This is a genomic window from Mesorhizobium sp. B3-1-8 (assembly GCF_006439495.1).
Taxonomy (GTDB): domain Bacteria; phylum Pseudomonadota; class Alphaproteobacteria; order Rhizobiales; family Rhizobiaceae; genus Mesorhizobium.
Genome location: NZ_VFTK01000042.1, coordinates 38,245 through 55,906, shown reverse-complemented (window position 1 = coordinate 55,906; position 17,662 = coordinate 38,245). Strand labels below are relative to the sequence as shown.

Below are 17,662 nucleotides of genomic sequence, written 5' to 3'. Positions count from 1 at the left end.
TACGTCGACGCCAAGAAGCGCATCACTGTCGCATTTCTAACTGGCTGGCGGTGTCGCGTCTCTAAATCGCTTTGACATCTGATATGGCAACGGAGATGCCGAGAGCGCGATGTCACACAGCGCTGCTCGCCAGCCGCACGGAGTTGTTGCGCATTCGCACGCCGTCACCTTCCATTTCAAACACGCCTTCGTATTCCTGACGGGTACGAGCACAAGTCGGCCATCGTTGCGGCAACATCTCTGTTCGGAACTCAACCGCCGAACCTCGCGTTGGCCTGGTGAGCGGTTTGAGGACCTTTGCATGCGTTCACGGCTTGAGTTGGCGAGCGGCACGGAATTGTCTTTCCTCACGGCTGGAGAGCCCTCCAAACCGGCTCTTCTGTTTCTTCACGGTTTTCCGAGTTCCTCCAGGACCTTTCGCCACGTTATTCCCGCATTGTCGAAGGTGGCTTATGTGGTTGCTCCTGACATGCCTGGGTTCGGCATGTCCGATGCTCTGCCCGAGCCGTCTTTTGATGGTTTTGCCGATGCGATCTCGGAGTTGCTCGGCCACCTCTCGGTCGGCTCGCGCTACATCTACCTGCATGACTTTGGCGCGCCGGTCGGCCTGCGGATAGCCATGCAGGCTCCCGATGCGGTGTTGGGCTTGATCATCCAGAACGCCAACGCGCATCGGAGCGGAATGGGGCCATCATGGAAGGCGACGCAGGACTTTTGGGCCAATCCGAACCGCGACAATGAAGCGAAAGCCACCGCGCATCTGACCTTCGAGGGCACGCGCGATCAGTATGTGGCAGGTGTTCCCGACGATGTGGCCGCACAAATTCCGCAGGAGAACTGGGAGGAAGACTGGCGCGTGATGCAGCGCCCCGGAGGCATCGAGACGCAGCGCGCGCTTATTGCGGACTATGGCAACTACGTCGCTGGTTTCGACGCGATTGCCGACTATCTGCAGCGCCGGCAGCCTCGCGCCCTGATGCTGTGGGGTCGGCATGACACGTTCTTTGACCTGGCAGAGACGCTATCATGGATGCAGGCCCTGCCGAGGATGGAAGCACACATTCTCGACGGGCCTCATTTCCTGCTGGAAACGCATGCCAACCAAGCTGCGTCGTTGATGGTCGACTTCCTGGAACGGCAATAGAACAGTCCTTGAGGTCTGGCCGGCCCGAACGCGGCCGACGCCTGGGCTACATTGTCCGGCATCAATGTTCTGGCCACTGCCTGTCGGCCATTTCCGCTCGGCACCGTCTCGCTTGCCTGGCGCAGACCAGATTGGGTAATTTATTTCATGGCTGCCGGAATCTCAGATCGGATATCCGCCTTCGTCGAAGCGCTCCCATTGAAGCCGGGACTTCGCGTCCTGGAGATCGGATGCGGTCCCCGCGTTGCCGCTCGCAATGTCGCTTGCCGCATCGGCGATGGCTTCATTCTGGCCATCGACCGTTCGGAGAAGGCAATCCGATTGGCGCGGACGGGATCGGCGAATGAGATAGCTTGGGGCTGCCTCGATTTCAGGCATGCGGCAATCGAAGACTTCGCATTGAATGCTGACGAGGCTCTTTTTGACATCGCCTTCGCCATGAGATCCGATGGGGTGGTCTAGAAAAAGCTGTTCAGAAATGCCGATGCCTCGTCTGAAACACCAACGATCTTGTTGGTCGCCTGGCGGTAGAATTTGAAGTTGAGCTCGGTCTCGGGCCGGCCGTCCTGCCAATCCTTGAAGCGCTTGAGATCATCGCGACCCAAATGCCTCGTCGCCAAGGCGATGCGGCGGACGGAGATGCTGACCCGCGGCGTCTGCCGTACGAGATCGGAGCGTCTTGGGATAGCCGCCGAGGACGTCACGACGCCGCGGGCGACAAGCCCCTGCCCGCCTTCGTTCTCGCTGGCGAACAGGAAGACGACGTCGCCTTCAGCAATGGCCTTGCCGCCATACATGGTTTTCTGGGCGGCGAACACGAACGTCTCCGCCGCCGGGTCCTCGATCTGGGTCTTGATGGCGTATGCCATGCCCTACGGTTCCCGGCTGAGGCCTATCCGGTAACTCAGCACGCGCCGGCCGGCCGGCTCGATCAGCATGACGCCCGGCTTGTCGGCGAATTCGCCGTCGAAATCGACGGGACTGGCGATGCCGTGCCAGGGCTCGATGCACAGGAAGGGCGCGCCGCCGGGCTTGGACCAGATGCCCAGCTCGTTGAAACCCTGCCAGGACACCTCGATCGCCGGCCCCCGCGCCGCGGCATAGCGCACACTGGTGCTGGCCGGCTTGTCGAGGATGACGGCGTCATCGTCGAACAGTTTTTCGGAAAGCGGCAACGTCTTTCCCTCGATCGGTGTCGGTTGCAGGTCAGGCAGCAGCAGGCCGTCCTTCAGGCGGCGGACCGGCGCCGGCTCATCGTCTGCGAAGGTCAGCCGGTAGGCCTCCTTGGGCAGTTCCGGCAGCAGCGGCCAGTTGAACGCCGGATGCGCGCCGATCGAGGCGGGCAGCGGCTCGTCGCCCGTGTTGGCGATCTCGAAGGTCACGCCGAGCTGCCGGGGTTTCAGCTCGTAGCCGATGGCGAGGCGAAAGGCGAAAGGGTAGTGCGTCCGGGTCTCGGCGTCATCGGTCAGCACCAATGTGCAGGCGGACGGCCCCTGCTCCGTCCAGGCGAAGCTTCTGTCGCGCGCGAATCCATGCTGGGTCATCGGATAGGTTTGGCCGCGATGCCGCAGCTGGTCGCCCTTGAGCCGGCCGACGATCGGGAACAGGACGGGCGAATGACGGCGCCAGACGGGGCCTGCCTGCCACAGAAGCTCGGTGCCGTCGGCATCGCGCAGCGAGACCAGCTCGGCCCCCTGCCCGACGACGGTCGCCGAAATGCCGTCAGCGTGAAGCGTCAGTTGTTCCATTGCGTCCTCGCGGCTGGCTGGTCTGGCGGGCAGGCTAGCAAAAGGCCGCGCGTGAACTCAAGCGCGGCGGGCATACCGCGCCTCACCTTGCCCGTGAACGCCTCGATGCAGAGTCGAAAAAATGGCCGGAGGTTTCCCTCCGGCCATGCCGAGTTGAGCAGCGTTGCCTGCTACGGTCCGGCCTATTCGCGCTCGCCGGTGAAATTCAAGAGCAGCTGGAAGATGTTGATGAAGTTCAGATAGAGCGAGAAGGCGCCGAAGACAGCGAGCTTCTGCTGCGATTCCGCGTCGAAATTCTCCGCATACTGCTCCTTGATCGTCTGCGTGTCCCAGGCGGTCAGGCCGACGAAGACAGCAATACCGATCACCGAGATGGCGAACTGCAGCGCGGTCGAGCCGAGGAACAGGTTGACCAGGCTGGCGATGACCACGCCGATCAGGCCCATGATCAGGAAGGACGAGAACTGCGTCAGGTCGCGCCTGGTCGTGTAGCCGTAGAGGCTGGTGGCGCCGAACATCGTGGCGGCGATGAAGAAGGTGCGCGCGATGCTGGTCGAGGTGAAGACCAGGAACACCGAGGCAAGCGACAGGCCCATCACGGCGCAGAAGGCCCAGAACATCGCCTGCGCGCTCGCGGCCGACATGGTCTGCATCCTGAACGAGAAGAGCATGACGAAGGCGAGCGGCGCCAGCATCACCACCCATTTCAGCGGGCTGGAGAAGATCGGCACGTAGAGCGCGGGCGTCGAGGCCACGAAGAAGGCGACGAGGCCGGTGACGACGAGGCCGAGGCCCATATAGTTGTAGACGCGCAGCATGTGCTTGCGCAGGCCCTGGTCATAGACGGCTCCGGCCTGCACGCCGGCGCCCGTTCGGTATCCCAGATTGGGGCTGTTCATTTGGTTCTCCTTGGTTCTCAGTAGAGGGTCTGTTTTCAGTAGAGCGTTCTGGCGAGTTTCTCGGCGGCATGGTCGAGATTGCCGGCGCCGCTGCGTCCGACCACGGCATAGGCGACCTCGCCGATCTGGAAATACGCAGTCGAAATGTCATTGGAGGGCGCGACCGTGGGCTTCACGACGTCGAACGTGCCGGGTCTGATGGCGAACAGCGAGATGAGACCGAGATCCTTGGTCTCGACCGCCACCTCGACGCTCGGCCCGAATTGCGAGGGGTAGACCTGGACATCGCGGATTTTCCAGTCGTCGGGCAGCGACGGCATGACGATCGCGGTGGCGGCGCGGATCTCGTCGGCATCGTAGCCCGGCGCCTCCTGCTGCGACGGCATCGTCTCGCGCACCAAAGTCGTGCGGTGCGCCCTGACCGCATCCTCGACATAGGCCGGCGGCTGCGTCGAGGCGACCACCTTGGTCACCGCGATCGGCCCGAAAATGCCGTTGGCCAGCCAGCCCGCCGCGACCAGCACGGCCGCGGCCGCGGCCCGCTGCAGCACGACAAGGATACGTCCCCTGGCAAGTGCCCTTTCCAGCCGCCGCGCCGCTTCTGTCGTGGCCGGACGCGCCATGCCGATTGGGCCCGCAAGCGCGACTCGCAGTTCGTCGCGTGTCCTCAAATCGGACATCACGCGCGCCGCCGCTTCCGGGCGCGCGGCGAGGAACGCCTCGACCTCGATGCGGCGGGCGACATCCAATTGGTCGTCGACATAGGCGTCGAGGTCGGCATCGGTTACGGGGTCGACAATGGCGGTCATTGATCGTCTCCCACGATCCTGAGATGAGGCCTGGCCTTCGGCGCCGCGCCCTCTTCCACCTCGCGCAGCGCGGCACGCGCGCGGCCGATGCGCGACATCAGGGTTCCGAGCGGGATACCGATGACTTCGGCGGCCTGCTGATAGGATAGCCCTTCGATGGCGACGAGGTGCAGGGCGGAGCGCTGTTCCTCCGGGAGCGAGAGAAACGCTTCCCGGACCTGGGACAGGCGCACCGCATGGTCCTGCGATGCCGGCATGCTTTGGTCGGCAACGAAGCCGGCCTGTTCGATGCGCGCCGCCTCGGAGCGGCGCGAGCGCATGCGGTCGATGAAGATGTTGTGCACGATCGCCAGAAGCCAGGCACGCAAATTGCCGCCCGAGCGAAAGGTCGCGCGTCGCTCATAGGCGCGCACCAGCGCGTCATGGACGAGATCCTCGGCGTCGGCGCTGTCGCGCGTCAGCGAGCGCGCATAGCGCCGCAGCGACCCCAACTGCCCGACGATGTCGAAGCGTGCCATCGACCGTTTCATGCCCTGTTTACGGAGCATGTAGGGATTTTAATCCCCTGCCCGGCATTTCTTTTCGTGCCGCCCGTGTCTGAGGAAACCGCTGGCGCGGCGGGGTCGATTTGCGTATCACTCCGCCGCCATTGGAGTCCTTTTCGATGTTCGAGACCCTGCAGCCTGCCCCCGCCGACAAGATCCTTGCCCTGATCGGCCTCTATCGCAACGACCCGCGGCCCGGCAAAGTCGACCTCGGTGTCGGCGTCTACAAGGACATCGACGGCAGGACGCCGGTGATGCGCGCCGTGCGCGAGGCCGAGAAGCGGCTGCTGGCCAGCCAGGACACCAAGACCTATCTCGGCCTTGCCGGCGATACCGGCTTCAACGCCGCCATGATCAAGCTCGCCTTCGGCGAGAAGGCCGACCCTTCGCGCATCCGCGCGGCACAGGCGCCGGGCGGATCCGGCGCGCTCAGGCTGGTGGCGGAGCTTCTGCAGCGCACGCGCGCCGGCGCGACGGTCTGGCTGTCCGACCCGACCTGGCCGAACCATCTGCCGGTGATGCGCGCCGCCGGCCTGCAAGTCCGCGACTATCCTTATTTCGATGCTGCTTCCGGCGCTGTCCGCTTCGACGAGATGCTGGCGACGCTCAGGACGGCCAACAGTGGCGATGTCGTGCTGCTGCATGGCTGCTGCCACAACCCGACCGGCGCCAATCTCAATGCCGCGCAGTGGGCCAAGGTCGCCGATGTGCTGCTGGAGCGCGGCCTGTTGCCCTTCGTCGACATTGCCTACCAGGGTTTTGGCGAGGGCCTCGACGCAGACGCCGCCGGTCTGCGGCTCTTGGCCGGCAAGGTGCCGGAAATGGTCGTCGCCTCGAGCTGCTCGAAGAATTTCGCCGTCTATCGCGACCGCGTCGGCGCCGCGATGATCATGGCCAAGGACGGCGCCCAAGCCGACGTGGCGATGAGCCAGATGCTGGCGGCGGCGCGCGTGCTCTATTCGATGCCGCCGGACCATGGCGCGGCAGCCGTGCGCATGGTGCTGGAGGACGCCAGCCTGAGAAAGGATTGGGAGACGGAGCTCGAGGAGATGCGGCTGCGCATGCTCAGGCTGCGCGTCGCCTTCGCCGAAGCCCTCAGGCGTCAGTCCAACTCCGATCGCTTCGATTTCGTCGCCAGCCATCGCGGCATGTTTTCGCGGCTCGGCTTGACCGAGGCGCAAGTCGAACGCCTGCGCACCGAGCACGCCGTCTATATGGTCGGCGACAGCCGCATCAACGTGGCCGGCCTGCCGGAGGACGGCATGGACGACCTCGCCAAGGCGATCGTTTCGGTGCTTGACTGAGGCTGTGGACAACTCGTTTCAGTGTCCGGCCAGGATTGGTCGGACGCTGACCGCAGGATAGGCTCAATTCATGAAGCCCTCCAAGGACATTTCCCGGCTGATCGAGATCATGGCAGCGCTGCGAGCGCCGAAGACCGGCTGCCCCTGGGATATCGAGCAGAATTTTACGACCATCGCGCCCTACACGATCGAGGAGGCCTATGAAGTGGCCGACGCGATCGCGCGCGGCGATTTCGACGATCTGCGTGAGGAATTGGGCGATATGCTGCTGCAGGTCGTCTACCATGCGCAGATGGCCGAGGAGATCGGCGAGTTCGCTTTCGGCGATGTCGTCGAGGCCATCACCACCAAGATGATCCGCCGCCATCCGCACGTCTTCGGCGACGAGAAGGCGCGCAGCGCCGGCATGGCCAAGGGCATGTGGGAGAAGATCAAGGCGGTTGAAAAAGCCGAGAAGCGCGACGCCCGGCTCGCGCGCGGGCTCGATCCGGAAGATCACGGCAAAGGCTATCTCGACAGCGTCCCGGTCGCGCTCCCTGCCCTGACGCGCGCCCTGAAGCTGCAGGAGAAGGCAGCGCGCGTCGGCTTCGACTGGAGCGAGGCAGCCCCGATCCTCGACAAAATAGAGGAAGAGATCGGCGAATTGCGCGAGGCGCTCGCCACCGGTGACGCGGCACCGATCAAGGACGAGTTCGGCGACATGCTGTTTGCCGTCGTCAATCTCGGCCGCCACCTCAAGCTCGATTCGGAAGCGGCGCTCAGCGGCACCAACGACAAGTTCCGCTCGCGCTTTCACTATCTCGAGCAAGCTTTGGAGGCTTCGGGCGGTTCACTGGAGAAGGCAACGCTCGACGAAATGGAAGCGCTCTGGCAGCAGGCCAAAAGCGCCAAGGAATCAGCCGATTAGCTGCCCTTGCGATGCAGGCGGCTCTCGATTTCCCGCCTGGCGCTATGCGTGGCCGTGAGCGAGAGGGTGACGCTGCCGTCCTCATTGTCGGTGCGCGAAACGACGTCGCCGTTGCGGTAGAGCCAGTCGACCTGGCCGAGTTGAGCCGGGCTCAACGTCACGGCCATCGTTTCCAATTCGCCCGACACCCGCGTTTCGATGAGCGCTTTCAGCGTGTCCAGTCCTTCGCCTGTCACCGCTGAAATGGCTATCGGCGGAGACTTGCCGCTTGCCCCTTCGTCAAGCAGCCGCTCGCGATTACCTTCGTCGAGCAGATCGATCTTGTTCCAGACCTCGATCACGCGGTTCGCGTCGGCGGCGTCGACACCAAGATCGCCGAGGATGCGTTCGACGTCCTCGGCCTGGGCGGCCGTGTCCGGATCGGAGATGTCACGCAGATGAAGCACCAGATCCGCCTCGACGACTTCTTCCAACGTCGCCCGGAAGGCTGCCACCAGATGCGTCGGCAAATCGGAGATGAAGCCCACCGTGTCCGACAGGATGACCGGCGTGCCGTGCGGCAGCCGCACGCGCCGCAACGTCGGATCAAGCGTTGCGAACAGCATGTCCTCGGCCAGCACCCCTGCCCCGGTCAACCGGTTGAACAGCGTCGACTTGCCGGCATTGGTGTAGCCGACGATCGCCACCACCGGGAAAGGCACCTTCTTGCGCTTGGCGCGGTGCAGGTCGCGTGTGCGCCGCACCGTTTCCAGCTCGTGCTTCAGCTTGGTGATCTTGTCCTGCAGGATGCGACGGTCGGATTCGATCTGGGTTTCGCCGGGACCGCCGAGGAAGCCGGCGCCGCCGCGCTGCCGCTCGAGGTGGGTCCAGCTCCGCACCAGGCGGCCCTTCTGGTAGTTGAGATGGGCGAGCTCGACCTGCAGCGTGCCTTCCTTGGTGCGCGCCCGCTCGCCGAAGATCTCGAGGATGAGCCCGGTGCGATCGAGCACCTTGGCGTTCAGTTCCTTTTCGAGATTGCGCTGCTGCACCGGGGTCAGCGGATGGTCGACAATGACCAGTTCCGCCTTGCGTTCCTTCACGATATCCGCGAACTCGGCCACCTTGCCGCTGCCGAGCAGCGTGGCCGGCCGCGGATCGGCAACCGTCACCACCGCGGTGTGAACCGGGTTGAGATCGATGGCGCTGGCAAGGCCGACCGCTTCGTCGTGGCGTGCATCCGCCGAACGGCTCAGACGCGGGCGACTCGACTCATCGTCGCCGCGTGGCTGGCGGGTAAGCACCGGCACAATGACAACGGCCCGGGTCGGATCCTTGGATTCCGGCCCGAGTTGATGTCCTTGTTTCCCGCGAACGCTGCGGTCCGCGTCCTTATCACGTGCCAATCAGGCGCCCTGGCTTTCCTCGCCATCGAACATCTGAACCGGCTGGCTCGGCATGATCGTGGAAATGGCGTGCTTGTAGACGAGCTGGGAGTGCCCGTCACGCCGCAACAACACACAAAAATTGTCGAACGAAGTGACGACACCGGTCAGCTTCACGCCGTTGATGAGGAAGATGGTAAGTGGATTTTTGCTCTTGCGAACTGAATTCAGGAACAGGTCCTGAAGGTTTTGCGATCGTTCCGCCATTTTTCTTGTCTTTCGCCGATCCCCTTCGGTTTGCGGGCCAATGCGCCAAATTACGCGGCACCTGTCAAGCGAGCAAACCCCCTCTTGCCGACACAATGGCAAGCAGAATGAGATAGTTGAGGTTAATTCCAGTTGTGCGGTTATCAGGCTGGACTTTTTTCCGCAACGTCAAAAAAGGCCTGCCGCAACGAAAGTGTCATGGAACCAGGATGTCCATTTGCGATCGGCGCGCCGTCAATTTCGACCACCGGCATGGCGATTGTCGTCGCCGAACTGATGAACGCTTCCCTGGCCGCCTTGGCCTCGGTGACCGAAAAACCACGTTCTTCGATCTTGAGGCCGAGCTTTGCGGCGACGTCGAAAAGCGTCGTGCGGGTGATGCCGCGCAGGATGCCGTGCTCGGCCGGCCGGGTCACCAAGACGCCGTCCCGGGTGACGATCCAGGCGTTAGACGAGCCGCCTTCCTTGACGTTGCCGTCGGTGTCGACGAACCAGGCTTCCTGGGCGCCGGCTTCCTTGGCCTTCTGCTTGGCGAGCACATTGGGCAAGAGGCCCGTGCTCTTGATGTCTACGCGGTCCCAGCGATTCTCAGGCACCGTGATGACCTTGATGCCGGCTTCCACCCGCTTCGCCGCCGCGGCCGGATCGGCCTTTCTGGCGGTTATGACGAGGGAAGGCCTCGTGCCTGCCGGCGGAAACACGAACTCACGGCTGGCGACGCCGCGTGTCACCTGCACATAGACAAGGCCGTTGATAACGCCGTTGCGATTGACCACCTCGCGCAGCAGCATCGGCAGAACGCCTTCCGAGACCGGCCAGGCGATCGACAGTTCCTTCAGCGAGCGACTAAGCCGGGCAAGATGACGCGGCATGTCGACGATATGGCCGCGCGCCACTTCGCAGACCTCATAGACGCCGTCCGCGAACTGGTAGCCACGGTCCTCAATATGGACGCTGGCTTGGGCATGGACGACGTAACGCCCGTTGACATAGGCAATGCGCGGCATGGGCATCCTCAGGGAAATATCTGGCTTTCTTAGGCGATTCCGCCCCCGCCGTAATGAACAATCGCGTGGGCCAAGCCGGCCCTGGGGAGTCTTACGCAATTCCGGACGGACTGCTACGGCTACGGCGAAACCGCCGAGCCTAACCGCTGCGCACCTTTCCTGGAATTGCTTTTACACACCCAGCGACTTCAGCTTGCGGTGGAGCGCCGAGCGTTCCATGCCGATGAACTCGGCCGTCTTCGAGATGTTGCCGCCGAAGCGGTTGATCTGGGCGATCAGATAGTCCTTCTCGAATTGCTCGCGGGCCTCGCGCAACGGCAGCGCCATGATGTGCTGGTCCGACTGGTTGGGCGTGCGTGGCATCACGTCGCCGATCTCGGAGGGCAGAAGATCCGCGGTGATCGGCGCATCGGCCTCTTCGCCGCGCGCCAGAATCATCAATCGCTCGACATTGTTGCGCAGTTGGCGAACGTTGCCCGGCCAGTTATGCGCCTGCAGCACGGCCAGCGCATCGTCGCCGATGCGGCGCGGCTTGATGCCGGCCTGGCGCGCGATCTGTTTCATGAAATTGTCGACGAGATAGGGAATGTCCTCGCGCCGCTCGGCGAGCCCCGGCACGATGACCGGAACCACCGCCAGGCGATGGTAAAGGTCCTCGCGGAAGCGGCCGTCGGCGATCATCGCTTCGAGATTCTGCGAGGTCGAAGAGATGATGCGGACATCGACCTTGACGCGCTTGGTGCCGCCTACCCGCTCGAATTGCTGCTCGACCAGCACGCGCAGGATCTTGTTTTGCGTTTCGCGCGGCATATCGGCGACTTCGTCGATGTAGAGGATGCCGCGATGCGCCTCTTCCAGCGCGCCGACCTTGCGCTCGGTGCCGTTCGATTCTGTACCGAACAGCTCAACCTCCATGCGTTCGGGCGTGATGGTGGCCGCGCTCAGCGTCACGAACGGACCGGTCTTGCGCGACGAAAGCGTGTGGATGGCGCGCGCCGTCAGTTCCTTGCCGGAGCCTGAGGGACCGACGATCATGACGCGGCTGTTGGTGGGCGCGACGCGCTCGATGGTCTGCCGCAGCTGGCTCATCGCCGACGACATGCCGATCAGGTCGAAGGTCTCGCCGCTGCGCTGCTTGAGGTCGGAAACCTCACGCCGCAGCTTGGACGTCTCCAGCGCGCGCTCTGCGACCAGGATGAGGCGATCGGCCTTGAACGGCTTCTCGATGAAGTCGTACGCGCCGCGCCGGATGGCCGACACCGCCGTCTCGATGTTGCCGTGGCCGGAAATCATCACCACAGGCATGTTCGGGTGCATGGTCTTGATCTCGTCGAGCAACGCCAGGCCGTCGAGGCGCGAACCCTGTAGCCAGATGTCGAGGAAAATCAGCCGCGGCGCGCGATCGGCGATCGCCGCGAGCGCGCTGTCGGCATCATGCGCCGTGCGTGTTTCATGACCCTCGTCGCTCAGGATACCGGCGACAAGTTCGCGGATGTCTTCCTCGTCATCGACGATAAGAATGTCAGACGCCATTACCGACCTTTTCAGTTTCTCTTTCGTGTTCGCTTCGACCTTCACCGCGTGGCGGCGCGGCTACGATCATCGCCGGGGGCAGGATGATCGAGATCATCGCGCCCCGGCCGCCATGGAAATCCGCTGGCGCGTCGTGCAATTCGAGATGGCCGCCATGGTCTTCCACGATCTTCTTGACGATAGCGAGACCAAGCCCGGTGCCCTTCTCGCGTGTCGTCATATAGGGCTCGAGAAGCCTTTGGCGATTCTCGCGCGGCAGCCCCTTGCCGTTATCGATAACGTCGATTCGTATGGCGCCATCTTGGCGCCCGGCCTGAATCCGGATTGTGCCGTCCGAACGGTCCTGCGCATCAAGTCCGTCGATCGCCTCGGCCGCGTTCTTGATGACGTTGCCGAAGGCCTGCGCCATGAGGCGGCTGTCGAAAGTGCCTTTCAACGGCTCGCTGCCGAAATCACGTTCGAAGGCGATGTCGGAGCGGCTGACCTCGACCAGGAAGGACGCCTCGCGCAGCGATTCACGCAGGTCGATAGCCTTCATCTCGGGCTTCGGCATGCGGGCAAAGGCCGAGAATTCGTCGACCATGCGGCCGATGTCCTCGACCTGGCGGATGATGGTATCAGTGCACTGGTCGAAGACCTCGCGGTCCTCGGTGATGACCTTGCCGTAGCGGCGCTTGATGCGCTCGGCCGAAAGCTGGATCGGCGTCAGCGGGTTCTTGATCTCATGCGCGATGCGCCGCGCGACGTCGGCCCAGGCCGACGAGCGCTGCGCCTGGACGAGATCGGTGATGTCGTCGACCGTGACCACATAGGATTTCTCTTCCTCGCCGTCGTCAGCGGCTTCGACGGTGACCTGGACATTGAAGGTGCGCTCCAGACCGCTGCGGAAGAAGGTCACCTGCTCGCGATAGACCGGCTTGCCGGACTGCCGCCCGATCTCGAAGACGCGGCCGACAAGCGGCAGGACCGCCGAAAGGTTCTGGCCGAGCGTCGCATTTGCCGAAATCGCCAGCATGGTTTCGGCCGAGCGATTGACGATGGTGATGATGCCGTAAGGGTCGACGCCAATGACGCCGGCGGTGACACCGGCCAGCACGGCCTCGGAGAAGCGCCGCCGCTCGTCGATCAGATCCTTGGCCGAGAGCAGCTCGTTGCGCTGCGATTTGAGCTCCAGGATCATGTTGTTGAAGGTCTCGCCGAGCGAGGCGACGTCGCCATCGGACTGGCGCACCGGAACGGCTACGTCGAGATTGCCGGTCGCCACCTCATCGGCGGCGCCGATCAGCTGGCGGATCGGCCGCACGATCCGGTCGGCGACCGCGATGCCGGTCCAGATAGCCGAGAGCGTGATGATCAGCGTGAGCGACAGATAGGGCAGCGCGAAGGCGACCTGCGAGGTCCGGCGGTTGTCCTCGAGATTGCGGTATTCGTCGGTGTTGGACCTGACGATCTGGCGCGCCTTGATCACGTCGGGATCGACGAGCCGGATCGTATACAGGTAAAGCCCTTCGATCTCCCGCAGCTTGATGATGGCGCCCATGATGTTGCGGGTGCGCGGCTCGATCAGCACTGGCTTGCCATCGGACGCGGTGTCGACAGCGCCCGAGGGCGGCTCTGGCATGGGGAAATCGGCATCGGTCTTGGCGTTCATGACGAACGAGCCATCCGGCTTGATCAGGGCCGCATGCGCCAGTCCGCGCCCGACGGCTTCCTTGTTCAACAGGTCGAGGAAACCGCCCCGGTCGAGGCCGTAGAGCGTGCGCGAGGCGTCGAGATCGTACGCCATGGACAATGTCGTGCCCTGCAGGTTGCGCGCGTTCTCCTGCACATAGGCGTCGGCAATCGACAGCGACGAGTTGACGATCGTCTTGGTGCGGATTTCGAACCAGCGGTCGAGGCCGATGTCGAGCGTGATCGAGGCGATGATCGCCACCATGATGGCCGGAATGGCGGCAACCAGCGCGAACATGGCGACTATGCGCACATGCAACCGCGAGGCGGCCCTGCCGTGGCGCCGCGCCAGGACGATGCGGCGCACCTCGCGGGCGATCAAGGCGATGAGGAACAGGACAAAGACGGCATTAGCCGCGATCAAGGCCCAGGTCGCGTGGGCCGTCGGCGCGATCGGCGTTGCGCCGACCAGGATCGCGAACGAGATCGCCGCCGTGATCATCGCGCCGGCAATCGCGACGACGCCGGGCAACGCCAGCAACCGTCGCCCGTCGCGCGCGCCGGTCTGGTTGAAAAGCGGTTGGTTCAGGGTCGGAGCCTCAGCTGCCATGTCGCGGTACAGAGTCGATCATCGCGTCGGATGTATGCAACGCATTGTGGCGATTATGCAACAAGTGTGGCCGGGAAGATAATCTTTCCCAGACAAAATTCACCGAAGGGACGAGGTGACGCTACGGCTGCCTGGCCGATTTGTAGACGTTGACGCCGAGTTCGCGGATCTTCTTGCGCAGCGTGTTGCGGTTGAGCCCCAAAAGTTCCGCCGCCTTGATCTGGTTGCCGCGCGTCGCCGTCATCGAGGCCAGCACCAGCGGATACTCGACCTCGGCAAGAATGCGCTGGTAGAGCCCGGCCGGCGGCAATTCGCCGGCGAAGGAGGCGAAATATCGCTGCAGGAAGTGCTCGACTGCCTGGCCGATCGACAGATCGTCGGGGATGAGCGCGCCGCCGTCGGGCACGACCGGCCTTTCGCCGGTTTTCAGCTCGGATTCGATGATTTCCGACGAAATTTCGTCCTGCGAGTAGAGGGCGGCCAGCCGGCGCACCAGGTTTTCCAGCTCGCGCACGTTGCCCGGCCAGGGGTAGCGCTTCATGAGCTCGATGCCGCCGGACGAAATGCGCTTGGTCTGCAAGCCCTCGCTGGCGCCCTGCTTGAAGAAGTGCCGCACCAGATCGGGGATGTCCTCGGAACGCTCGCGCAGCGCCGGCAGCCTCAGCGGCACGACATTGAGGCGATAGAACAAGTCCTCGCGGAAGAGGCCCTGGTTGATGAGCGTGCGCAGATCCTTGTTTGTAGCCGCGACGATACGCACGTCGGTCTTGATCGGCGTGCGGCCGCCGACCGTAGTGTATTCGCCCTGCTGCAGCACGCGCAGCAGCCGGGTCTGCGCTTCCATCGGCATGTCGCCGATCTCATCGAGGAACAGCGTGCCGCCCTCGGCCTGTTCAAAACGGCCGCTGGAGCGGTTCTGTGCCCCGGTGAAGGCGCCCTTCTCGTGGCCGAACAGTTCCGATTCGATCAGGTCGCGCGGAATCGCCGCCATGTTGATGGCCACGAACGGGCCGCCGCGGCGGCGGCCATATTCATGCAGCGCGCGCGCCACCAGCTCCTTGCCGGTGCCGGACTCGCCGCTGATCATGACCGTGAGGTCGGTCTGCATCATGCGCGCCAGCATGCGGTAGATATCCTGCATGGCGGCGGAGCGGCCGACCAGCGGCATCGTCTCCGGCTGGTCTTCCGCGCGGGCATCGAGCTTCGGCCGCTTCGGCTCGGCCAGCGCCCGGTTGACGATGTTGAGCAGCTCCGTCAGGTCGAACGGCTTCGGCAGATATTCGTAGGCGCCGGTCTCGGAGGCGCGGATGGCGGTCATGAACGTGTTTTGCGCGCTCATGACGATGACCGGCAGCTCGGGCCGCGCCTTCTTGATGCGCGGCAGCATGTCGAAGGCGTTTTCGTCCGGCATCACCACATCGGTGATGACGAGATCGCCCTCGCCCGCCGCAACCCAGCGCCACAGCGTCGAGGCATTGGAGGTGACGCGCACCTCGTGGCCGACCCGCGACAGCGCCTGGTTGAGCACGGTGCGGATGGCCGCATCGTCGTCGGCGACGAGAATATTGCCGCGAGCGGTCATGTGCGGTCTCCTTCAGCTTCCTCGCCTGCGCCGGGCGCGGTCTCCTTCCAGGCCGGAAGCAGGATGCGGAATGTCGTCCCGCGCGGCGTCGAATCGCATTCGATGATGCCGCCATGCTCGCCGACGATCTTGGCTACCAGCGCCAGCCCAAGTCCTGAGCCATTGGGTTTGGTGGTGATGAACGGATCGAACAGGATCGGCAGGATGTCCTCGGAGACGCCGGGCCCGTTGTCATGCACGCAGAACTCCAGCGGCAACGAGACGCGGTCCTGCGTGCCGGGCACGGAAACGCGGATGCCAGGGCGGAAAGCCGTCGAGAGCATGATCTCGCCCTGCGGGTCGGCGCCGATCGCCTCGGCGGCGTTCTTCACCAGATTGAGGAAGACCTGGATCAGTTGGTCGCGATTGGCGAAGACCGGAGGCAATGACGGATCATATTCCTCCAAGATCTTGATCCGCCTTGCAAAACCATTCTTGGCAATCGCCTTCACATGATCGAGCACGACGTGGATGTTGACCGGATAGCGCTCGATCGGCCGCTCGTCGGAAAACACCTCCATGCGGTCGACCAGCGAGACGATGCGGTCAGTCTCGTCGGTGATCAGGCGGGTCAGCGCGCGGTCCTCGTCGGAGGCCGACAACTCAAGCAATTGAGCGGCGCCGCGGATGCCGGAGAGCGGGTTCTTGATCTCATGCGCCAGCATGGCGGCCAGGCCGGTGACGGAGCGCGCGGCACCGCGATGCGTCATCTGGCGATCGATCTTGTCGGCCATCGACCGTTCCTGGAACATGACCACGATCGAGCCGGGAAACTCCGTCACCGGCGCGACATAGAGGTCGACCATCTTCTCGATGCCGAGGCGCGGCGACGAGACGTCGACGCGGTATTCGTTGACCGGCGCGCGGCGTTCGCGCACCTGGTCGACCAGCGTCAGCAGCGGGCTGCCGAACGGCACCAGCTTGGACAGCGTGTTGCGGGCAAGCATGGTCGCGCTGGAGCGGAAGAAGTCTTCGGCATCGGCATTGGCAAAAGTGATAAAGCCGTCGGGGTCGACCATGATGACCGGGCGGCGGATGGTGTTGAGCACGATATTGGCGGCATCCGCCATATCGGCCGGCTGGGGAACGTTGGCCTTCATGCCGCGCTCCGCAGGCTGATCGAGGACAAGCTGTCAGTGAACGCGCGGCGCAGCTCGGCGACGACTTCCCGCGGGTCGAAGGAAGTCAGAATGCGTTTGCGCTGCTCGGCTGAGACATCGGCCGTATGGCGGTCAAGATACCAGCCGAGATGCTTGCGCGCCTGGCGCAGGCCGCTTTCGATACCGTAGAGCGAGAGCATGTCCTCGTAGTGGGACACGACGTAGTCGGCGAGCGCCCGCGGCATGCGCGGAATTGCTTGCGCGCTTGCACCGGCGGCGGTTGTGGCAATGTCGCCGGCGATCCATGGTGCGCCATAGTGCGCGCGGCCGATCATCACCGCGTCTGCTCCGGACTGTTCGAGGATTGTCGCCGCCTCTTCCGGCGAGCCGACATCGCCATTGGCCACCACGGGTATCGATACAGCTTCCTTGACGCGCGCGATGGCGCGCCAGTCGGCCTTGCCCTGGTAGAACTGGCAGCGCGTGCGGCCATGCACTGTCACCATCTTGACGCCGGCCTGTTCGGCGCGGCGGGCCAGCATCGGCGCGTTGAGCGCGCTTTCGTCCCAGCCGAGCCGCATCTTGACCGTCACCGGCACCGAGACGGCGCCGACCACCGCCTCGATCAGCGACAGCGCATGGTCGAGGTCGCGCATCAGTGCCGAACCGGCATAGCCGCCGGTCACCTTCTTCGCAGGGCAGCCCATGTTGATGTCGATGATGTCGGCGCCCTCGCCCGCCGCTATGCGTGCGCCCTCGCCCATATGGACGACCTCGCGGCCGGCCAACTGAACCATATGCACCGGCAGGCCGGAATGGCGGATGCGCAGGTCGCAGCCGGCCCTGCCCTTGGCCAGTTCGCCGCCTGCCACCATTTCCGACACGACCAGCCCCGCGCCATGCGCGTGGGCGCGCTGCCGGAACGGCTCGTCGGTGATGCCCGACATCGGCGCCAGGAAAACGCGATTGCGGATTCTTACGCCGCCGACATCGAGTGGCGATGCCAAAGTGGTCAGTTCAACCATGCACAAAAACCAAGCATGCTCAATCGTTGCACATTCTCTAGCCAGAAGTGTGGCATTGTGCAACGCGCAATGACGTCACATTAAGGCGCATTTTGGAAAATGCTGGCCTTC

At 63.9% G+C, this 17,662-nt stretch carries 17 protein-coding genes; 4 read left to right on the top strand and 13 right to left on the bottom strand.

Annotated features, from left to right (window positions below; genetic code table 11):
• The first annotated feature begins 301 nt into the window (after positions 1-301).
• Both FJ424_RS28880 and FJ424_RS28875 read left to right on the top strand, forming a co-directional pair.
• A complete protein-coding gene (locus FJ424_RS28880) occupies positions 302-1,144 on the top strand; it encodes an alpha/beta hydrolase (protein ID WP_140657263.1) in 843 nt (280 codons plus the stop codon).
• Between the two features lie 51 nt (positions 1,145-1,195).
• Positions 1,196-1,606: a methyltransferase domain-containing protein gene (locus tag FJ424_RS28875; protein WP_246677371.1), complete on the top strand. Its 411-nt coding sequence runs from the start codon at positions 1,196-1,198 to the stop codon at positions 1,604-1,606.
• Here the strand turns inward: FJ424_RS28875 and FJ424_RS28870 are convergent.
• The 5 genes from FJ424_RS28870 to FJ424_RS28850 all read right to left on the bottom strand — a co-directional run bounded on the left by FJ424_RS28870 (position 1,603) and on the right by FJ424_RS28850 (position 5,118).
• Positions 1,603-2,013, bottom strand: coding sequence for a hypothetical protein (locus tag FJ424_RS28870; RefSeq protein WP_140657261.1), 411 nt, complete (start codon positions 2,011-2,013; stop codon positions 1,603-1,605). The two genes, FJ424_RS28875 and FJ424_RS28870, sit on opposite strands and share 4 nt — an antisense overlap.
• Positions 2,014-2,016: 3 nt before the next feature.
• Positions 2,017-2,892 carry an aldose 1-epimerase family protein gene (locus tag FJ424_RS28865; protein WP_140657259.1) on the bottom strand — a complete coding sequence of 292 codons (876 nt, stop codon included), beginning with the start codon at positions 2,890-2,892 and terminating at the stop codon, positions 2,017-2,019.
• A gap of 182 nt (positions 2,893-3,074) precedes the next feature.
• Positions 3,075-3,791 (bottom strand): Bax inhibitor-1/YccA family protein, encoded by a 717-nt coding sequence (locus FJ424_RS28860; protein ID WP_140657257.1) that lies wholly within the window; start codon positions 3,789-3,791, stop codon positions 3,075-3,077.
• Between the two features lie 35 nt (positions 3,792-3,826).
• The gene (locus FJ424_RS28855; RefSeq protein ID WP_140657255.1) at positions 3,827-4,600 is read right to left on the bottom strand and encodes an anti-sigma factor; all 774 of its coding nucleotides are present in this window, start codon (positions 4,598-4,600) and stop codon (positions 3,827-3,829) included.
• Positions 4,597-5,118, bottom strand: coding sequence for a sigma-70 family RNA polymerase sigma factor (locus tag FJ424_RS28850; protein WP_246677370.1), 522 nt, complete (start codon positions 5,116-5,118; stop codon positions 4,597-4,599). Before FJ424_RS28850 ends, FJ424_RS28855 begins: the two co-directional genes overlap by 4 nt.
• 146 nt (positions 5,119-5,264) lie before the next feature.
• Between FJ424_RS28850 and FJ424_RS28845 the strand changes: the two genes are divergently transcribed.
• Positions 5,265-6,449: an amino acid aminotransferase gene (locus FJ424_RS28845; protein ID WP_140657251.1), complete on the top strand. Its 1,185-nt coding sequence runs from the start codon at positions 5,265-5,267 to the stop codon at positions 6,447-6,449.
• 70 nt (positions 6,450-6,519) lie between these two features.
• The gene (mazG, locus tag FJ424_RS28840) at positions 6,520-7,356 is read left to right on the top strand and encodes a nucleoside triphosphate pyrophosphohydrolase (protein ID WP_140657249.1); all 837 of its coding nucleotides are present in this window, start codon (positions 6,520-6,522) and stop codon (positions 7,354-7,356) included.
• Here the strand turns inward: mazG and hflX are convergent.
• The 8 genes from hflX to dusB form a co-directional block, all read right to left on the bottom strand.
• The gene (gene hflX / locus FJ424_RS28835; protein ID WP_140657247.1) at positions 7,353-8,738 is read right to left on the bottom strand and encodes a GTPase HflX; all 1,386 of its coding nucleotides are present in this window, start codon (positions 8,736-8,738) and stop codon (positions 7,353-7,355) included. The genes mazG and hflX overlap by 4 nt on opposite strands.
• On the bottom strand, positions 8,739-8,984 hold the full coding sequence (gene hfq, locus FJ424_RS28830) for an RNA chaperone Hfq (RefSeq protein WP_006202172.1): 246 nt from the start codon (positions 8,982-8,984) through the stop codon (positions 8,739-8,741).
• Positions 8,985-9,127: 143 nt separating this feature from the next.
• Positions 9,128-9,991, bottom strand: coding sequence for a D-amino-acid transaminase (locus tag FJ424_RS28825; protein ID WP_140657245.1), 864 nt, complete (start codon positions 9,989-9,991; stop codon positions 9,128-9,130).
• A gap of 171 nt (positions 9,992-10,162) precedes the next feature.
• Complete coding sequence (locus FJ424_RS28820) at positions 10,163-11,524, bottom strand: sigma-54 dependent transcriptional regulator (RefSeq protein ID WP_140657243.1); 1,362 nt, start codon at positions 11,522-11,524, stop codon at positions 10,163-10,165.
• The gene (locus FJ424_RS28815) at positions 11,514-13,805 is read right to left on the bottom strand and encodes a PAS domain-containing sensor histidine kinase (RefSeq protein ID WP_140657241.1); all 2,292 of its coding nucleotides are present in this window, start codon (positions 13,803-13,805) and stop codon (positions 11,514-11,516) included. The genes FJ424_RS28820 and FJ424_RS28815 overlap by 11 nt, the downstream gene beginning before the upstream one ends.
• 121 nt (positions 13,806-13,926) lie before the next feature.
• Entirely contained in the window at positions 13,927-15,387 is a 1,461-nt protein-coding gene (ntrC, locus tag FJ424_RS28810; protein ID WP_140657239.1) for a nitrogen regulation protein NR(I), read from the bottom strand.
• A complete protein-coding gene (locus tag FJ424_RS28805) occupies positions 15,384-16,526 on the bottom strand; it encodes a nitrogen regulation protein NR(II) (RefSeq protein ID WP_140657237.1) in 1,143 nt (380 codons plus the stop codon). Before FJ424_RS28805 ends, ntrC begins: the two co-directional genes overlap by 4 nt.
• The gene (gene dusB / locus FJ424_RS28800) at positions 16,523-17,551 is read right to left on the bottom strand and encodes a tRNA dihydrouridine synthase DusB (protein WP_140657235.1); all 1,029 of its coding nucleotides are present in this window, start codon (positions 17,549-17,551) and stop codon (positions 16,523-16,525) included. The genes FJ424_RS28805 and dusB overlap by 4 nt, the downstream gene beginning before the upstream one ends.
• Between the last annotated feature and the right edge of the window lie 111 nt (positions 17,552-17,662).

What these genes read in the sequence shown, in the direction of transcription:
- FJ424_RS28880 (WP_140657263.1), top strand. Translation starts at nt 302, where the DNA reads ATGCGTTCACGGCTTGAGTTGGCGAGCGGCACGGAATTGTCTTTCCTC.
- FJ424_RS28870 (WP_140657261.1), bottom strand. Translation starts at nt 2,013, where the DNA reads ATGGCATACGCCATCAAGACCCAGATCGAGGACCCGGCGGCGGAGACG.
- FJ424_RS28865 (WP_140657259.1), bottom strand. Translation starts at nt 2,892, where the DNA reads ATGGAACAACTGACGCTTCACGCTGACGGCATTTCGGCGACCGTCGTC.
- FJ424_RS28860 (WP_140657257.1), bottom strand. Translation starts at nt 3,791, where the DNA reads ATGAACAGCCCCAATCTGGGATACCGAACGGGCGCCGGCGTGCAGGCC.
- FJ424_RS28855 (WP_140657255.1), bottom strand. Translation starts at nt 4,600, where the DNA reads ATGACCGCCATTGTCGACCCCGTAACCGATGCCGACCTCGACGCCTAT.
- FJ424_RS28850 (WP_246677370.1), bottom strand. Translation starts at nt 5,118, where the DNA reads ATGGCACGCTTCGACATCGTCGGGCAGTTGGGGTCGCTGCGGCGCTAT.
- FJ424_RS28845 (WP_140657251.1), top strand. Translation starts at nt 5,265, where the DNA reads ATGTTCGAGACCCTGCAGCCTGCCCCCGCCGACAAGATCCTTGCCCTG.
- mazG (WP_140657249.1), top strand. Translation starts at nt 6,520, where the DNA reads ATGAAGCCCTCCAAGGACATTTCCCGGCTGATCGAGATCATGGCAGCG.
- hfq (WP_006202172.1), bottom strand. Translation starts at nt 8,984, where the DNA reads ATGGCGGAACGATCGCAAAACCTTCAGGACCTGTTCCTGAATTCAGTT.
- FJ424_RS28825 (WP_140657245.1), bottom strand. Translation starts at nt 9,991, where the DNA reads ATGCCGCGCATTGCCTATGTCAACGGGCGTTACGTCGTCCATGCCCAA.
- FJ424_RS28820 (WP_140657243.1), bottom strand. Translation starts at nt 11,524, where the DNA reads ATGGCGTCTGACATTCTTATCGTCGATGACGAGGAAGACATCCGCGAA.
- FJ424_RS28815 (WP_140657241.1), bottom strand. Translation starts at nt 13,805, where the DNA reads ATGGCAGCTGAGGCTCCGACCCTGAACCAACCGCTTTTCAACCAGACC.
- ntrC (WP_140657239.1), bottom strand. Translation starts at nt 15,387, where the DNA reads ATGACCGCTCGCGGCAATATTCTCGTCGCCGACGACGATGCGGCCATC.
- FJ424_RS28805 (WP_140657237.1), bottom strand. Translation starts at nt 16,526, where the DNA reads ATGAAGGCCAACGTTCCCCAGCCGGCCGATATGGCGGATGCCGCCAAT.
- dusB (WP_140657235.1), bottom strand. Translation starts at nt 17,551, where the DNA reads ATGGTTGAACTGACCACTTTGGCATCGCCACTCGATGTCGGCGGCGTA.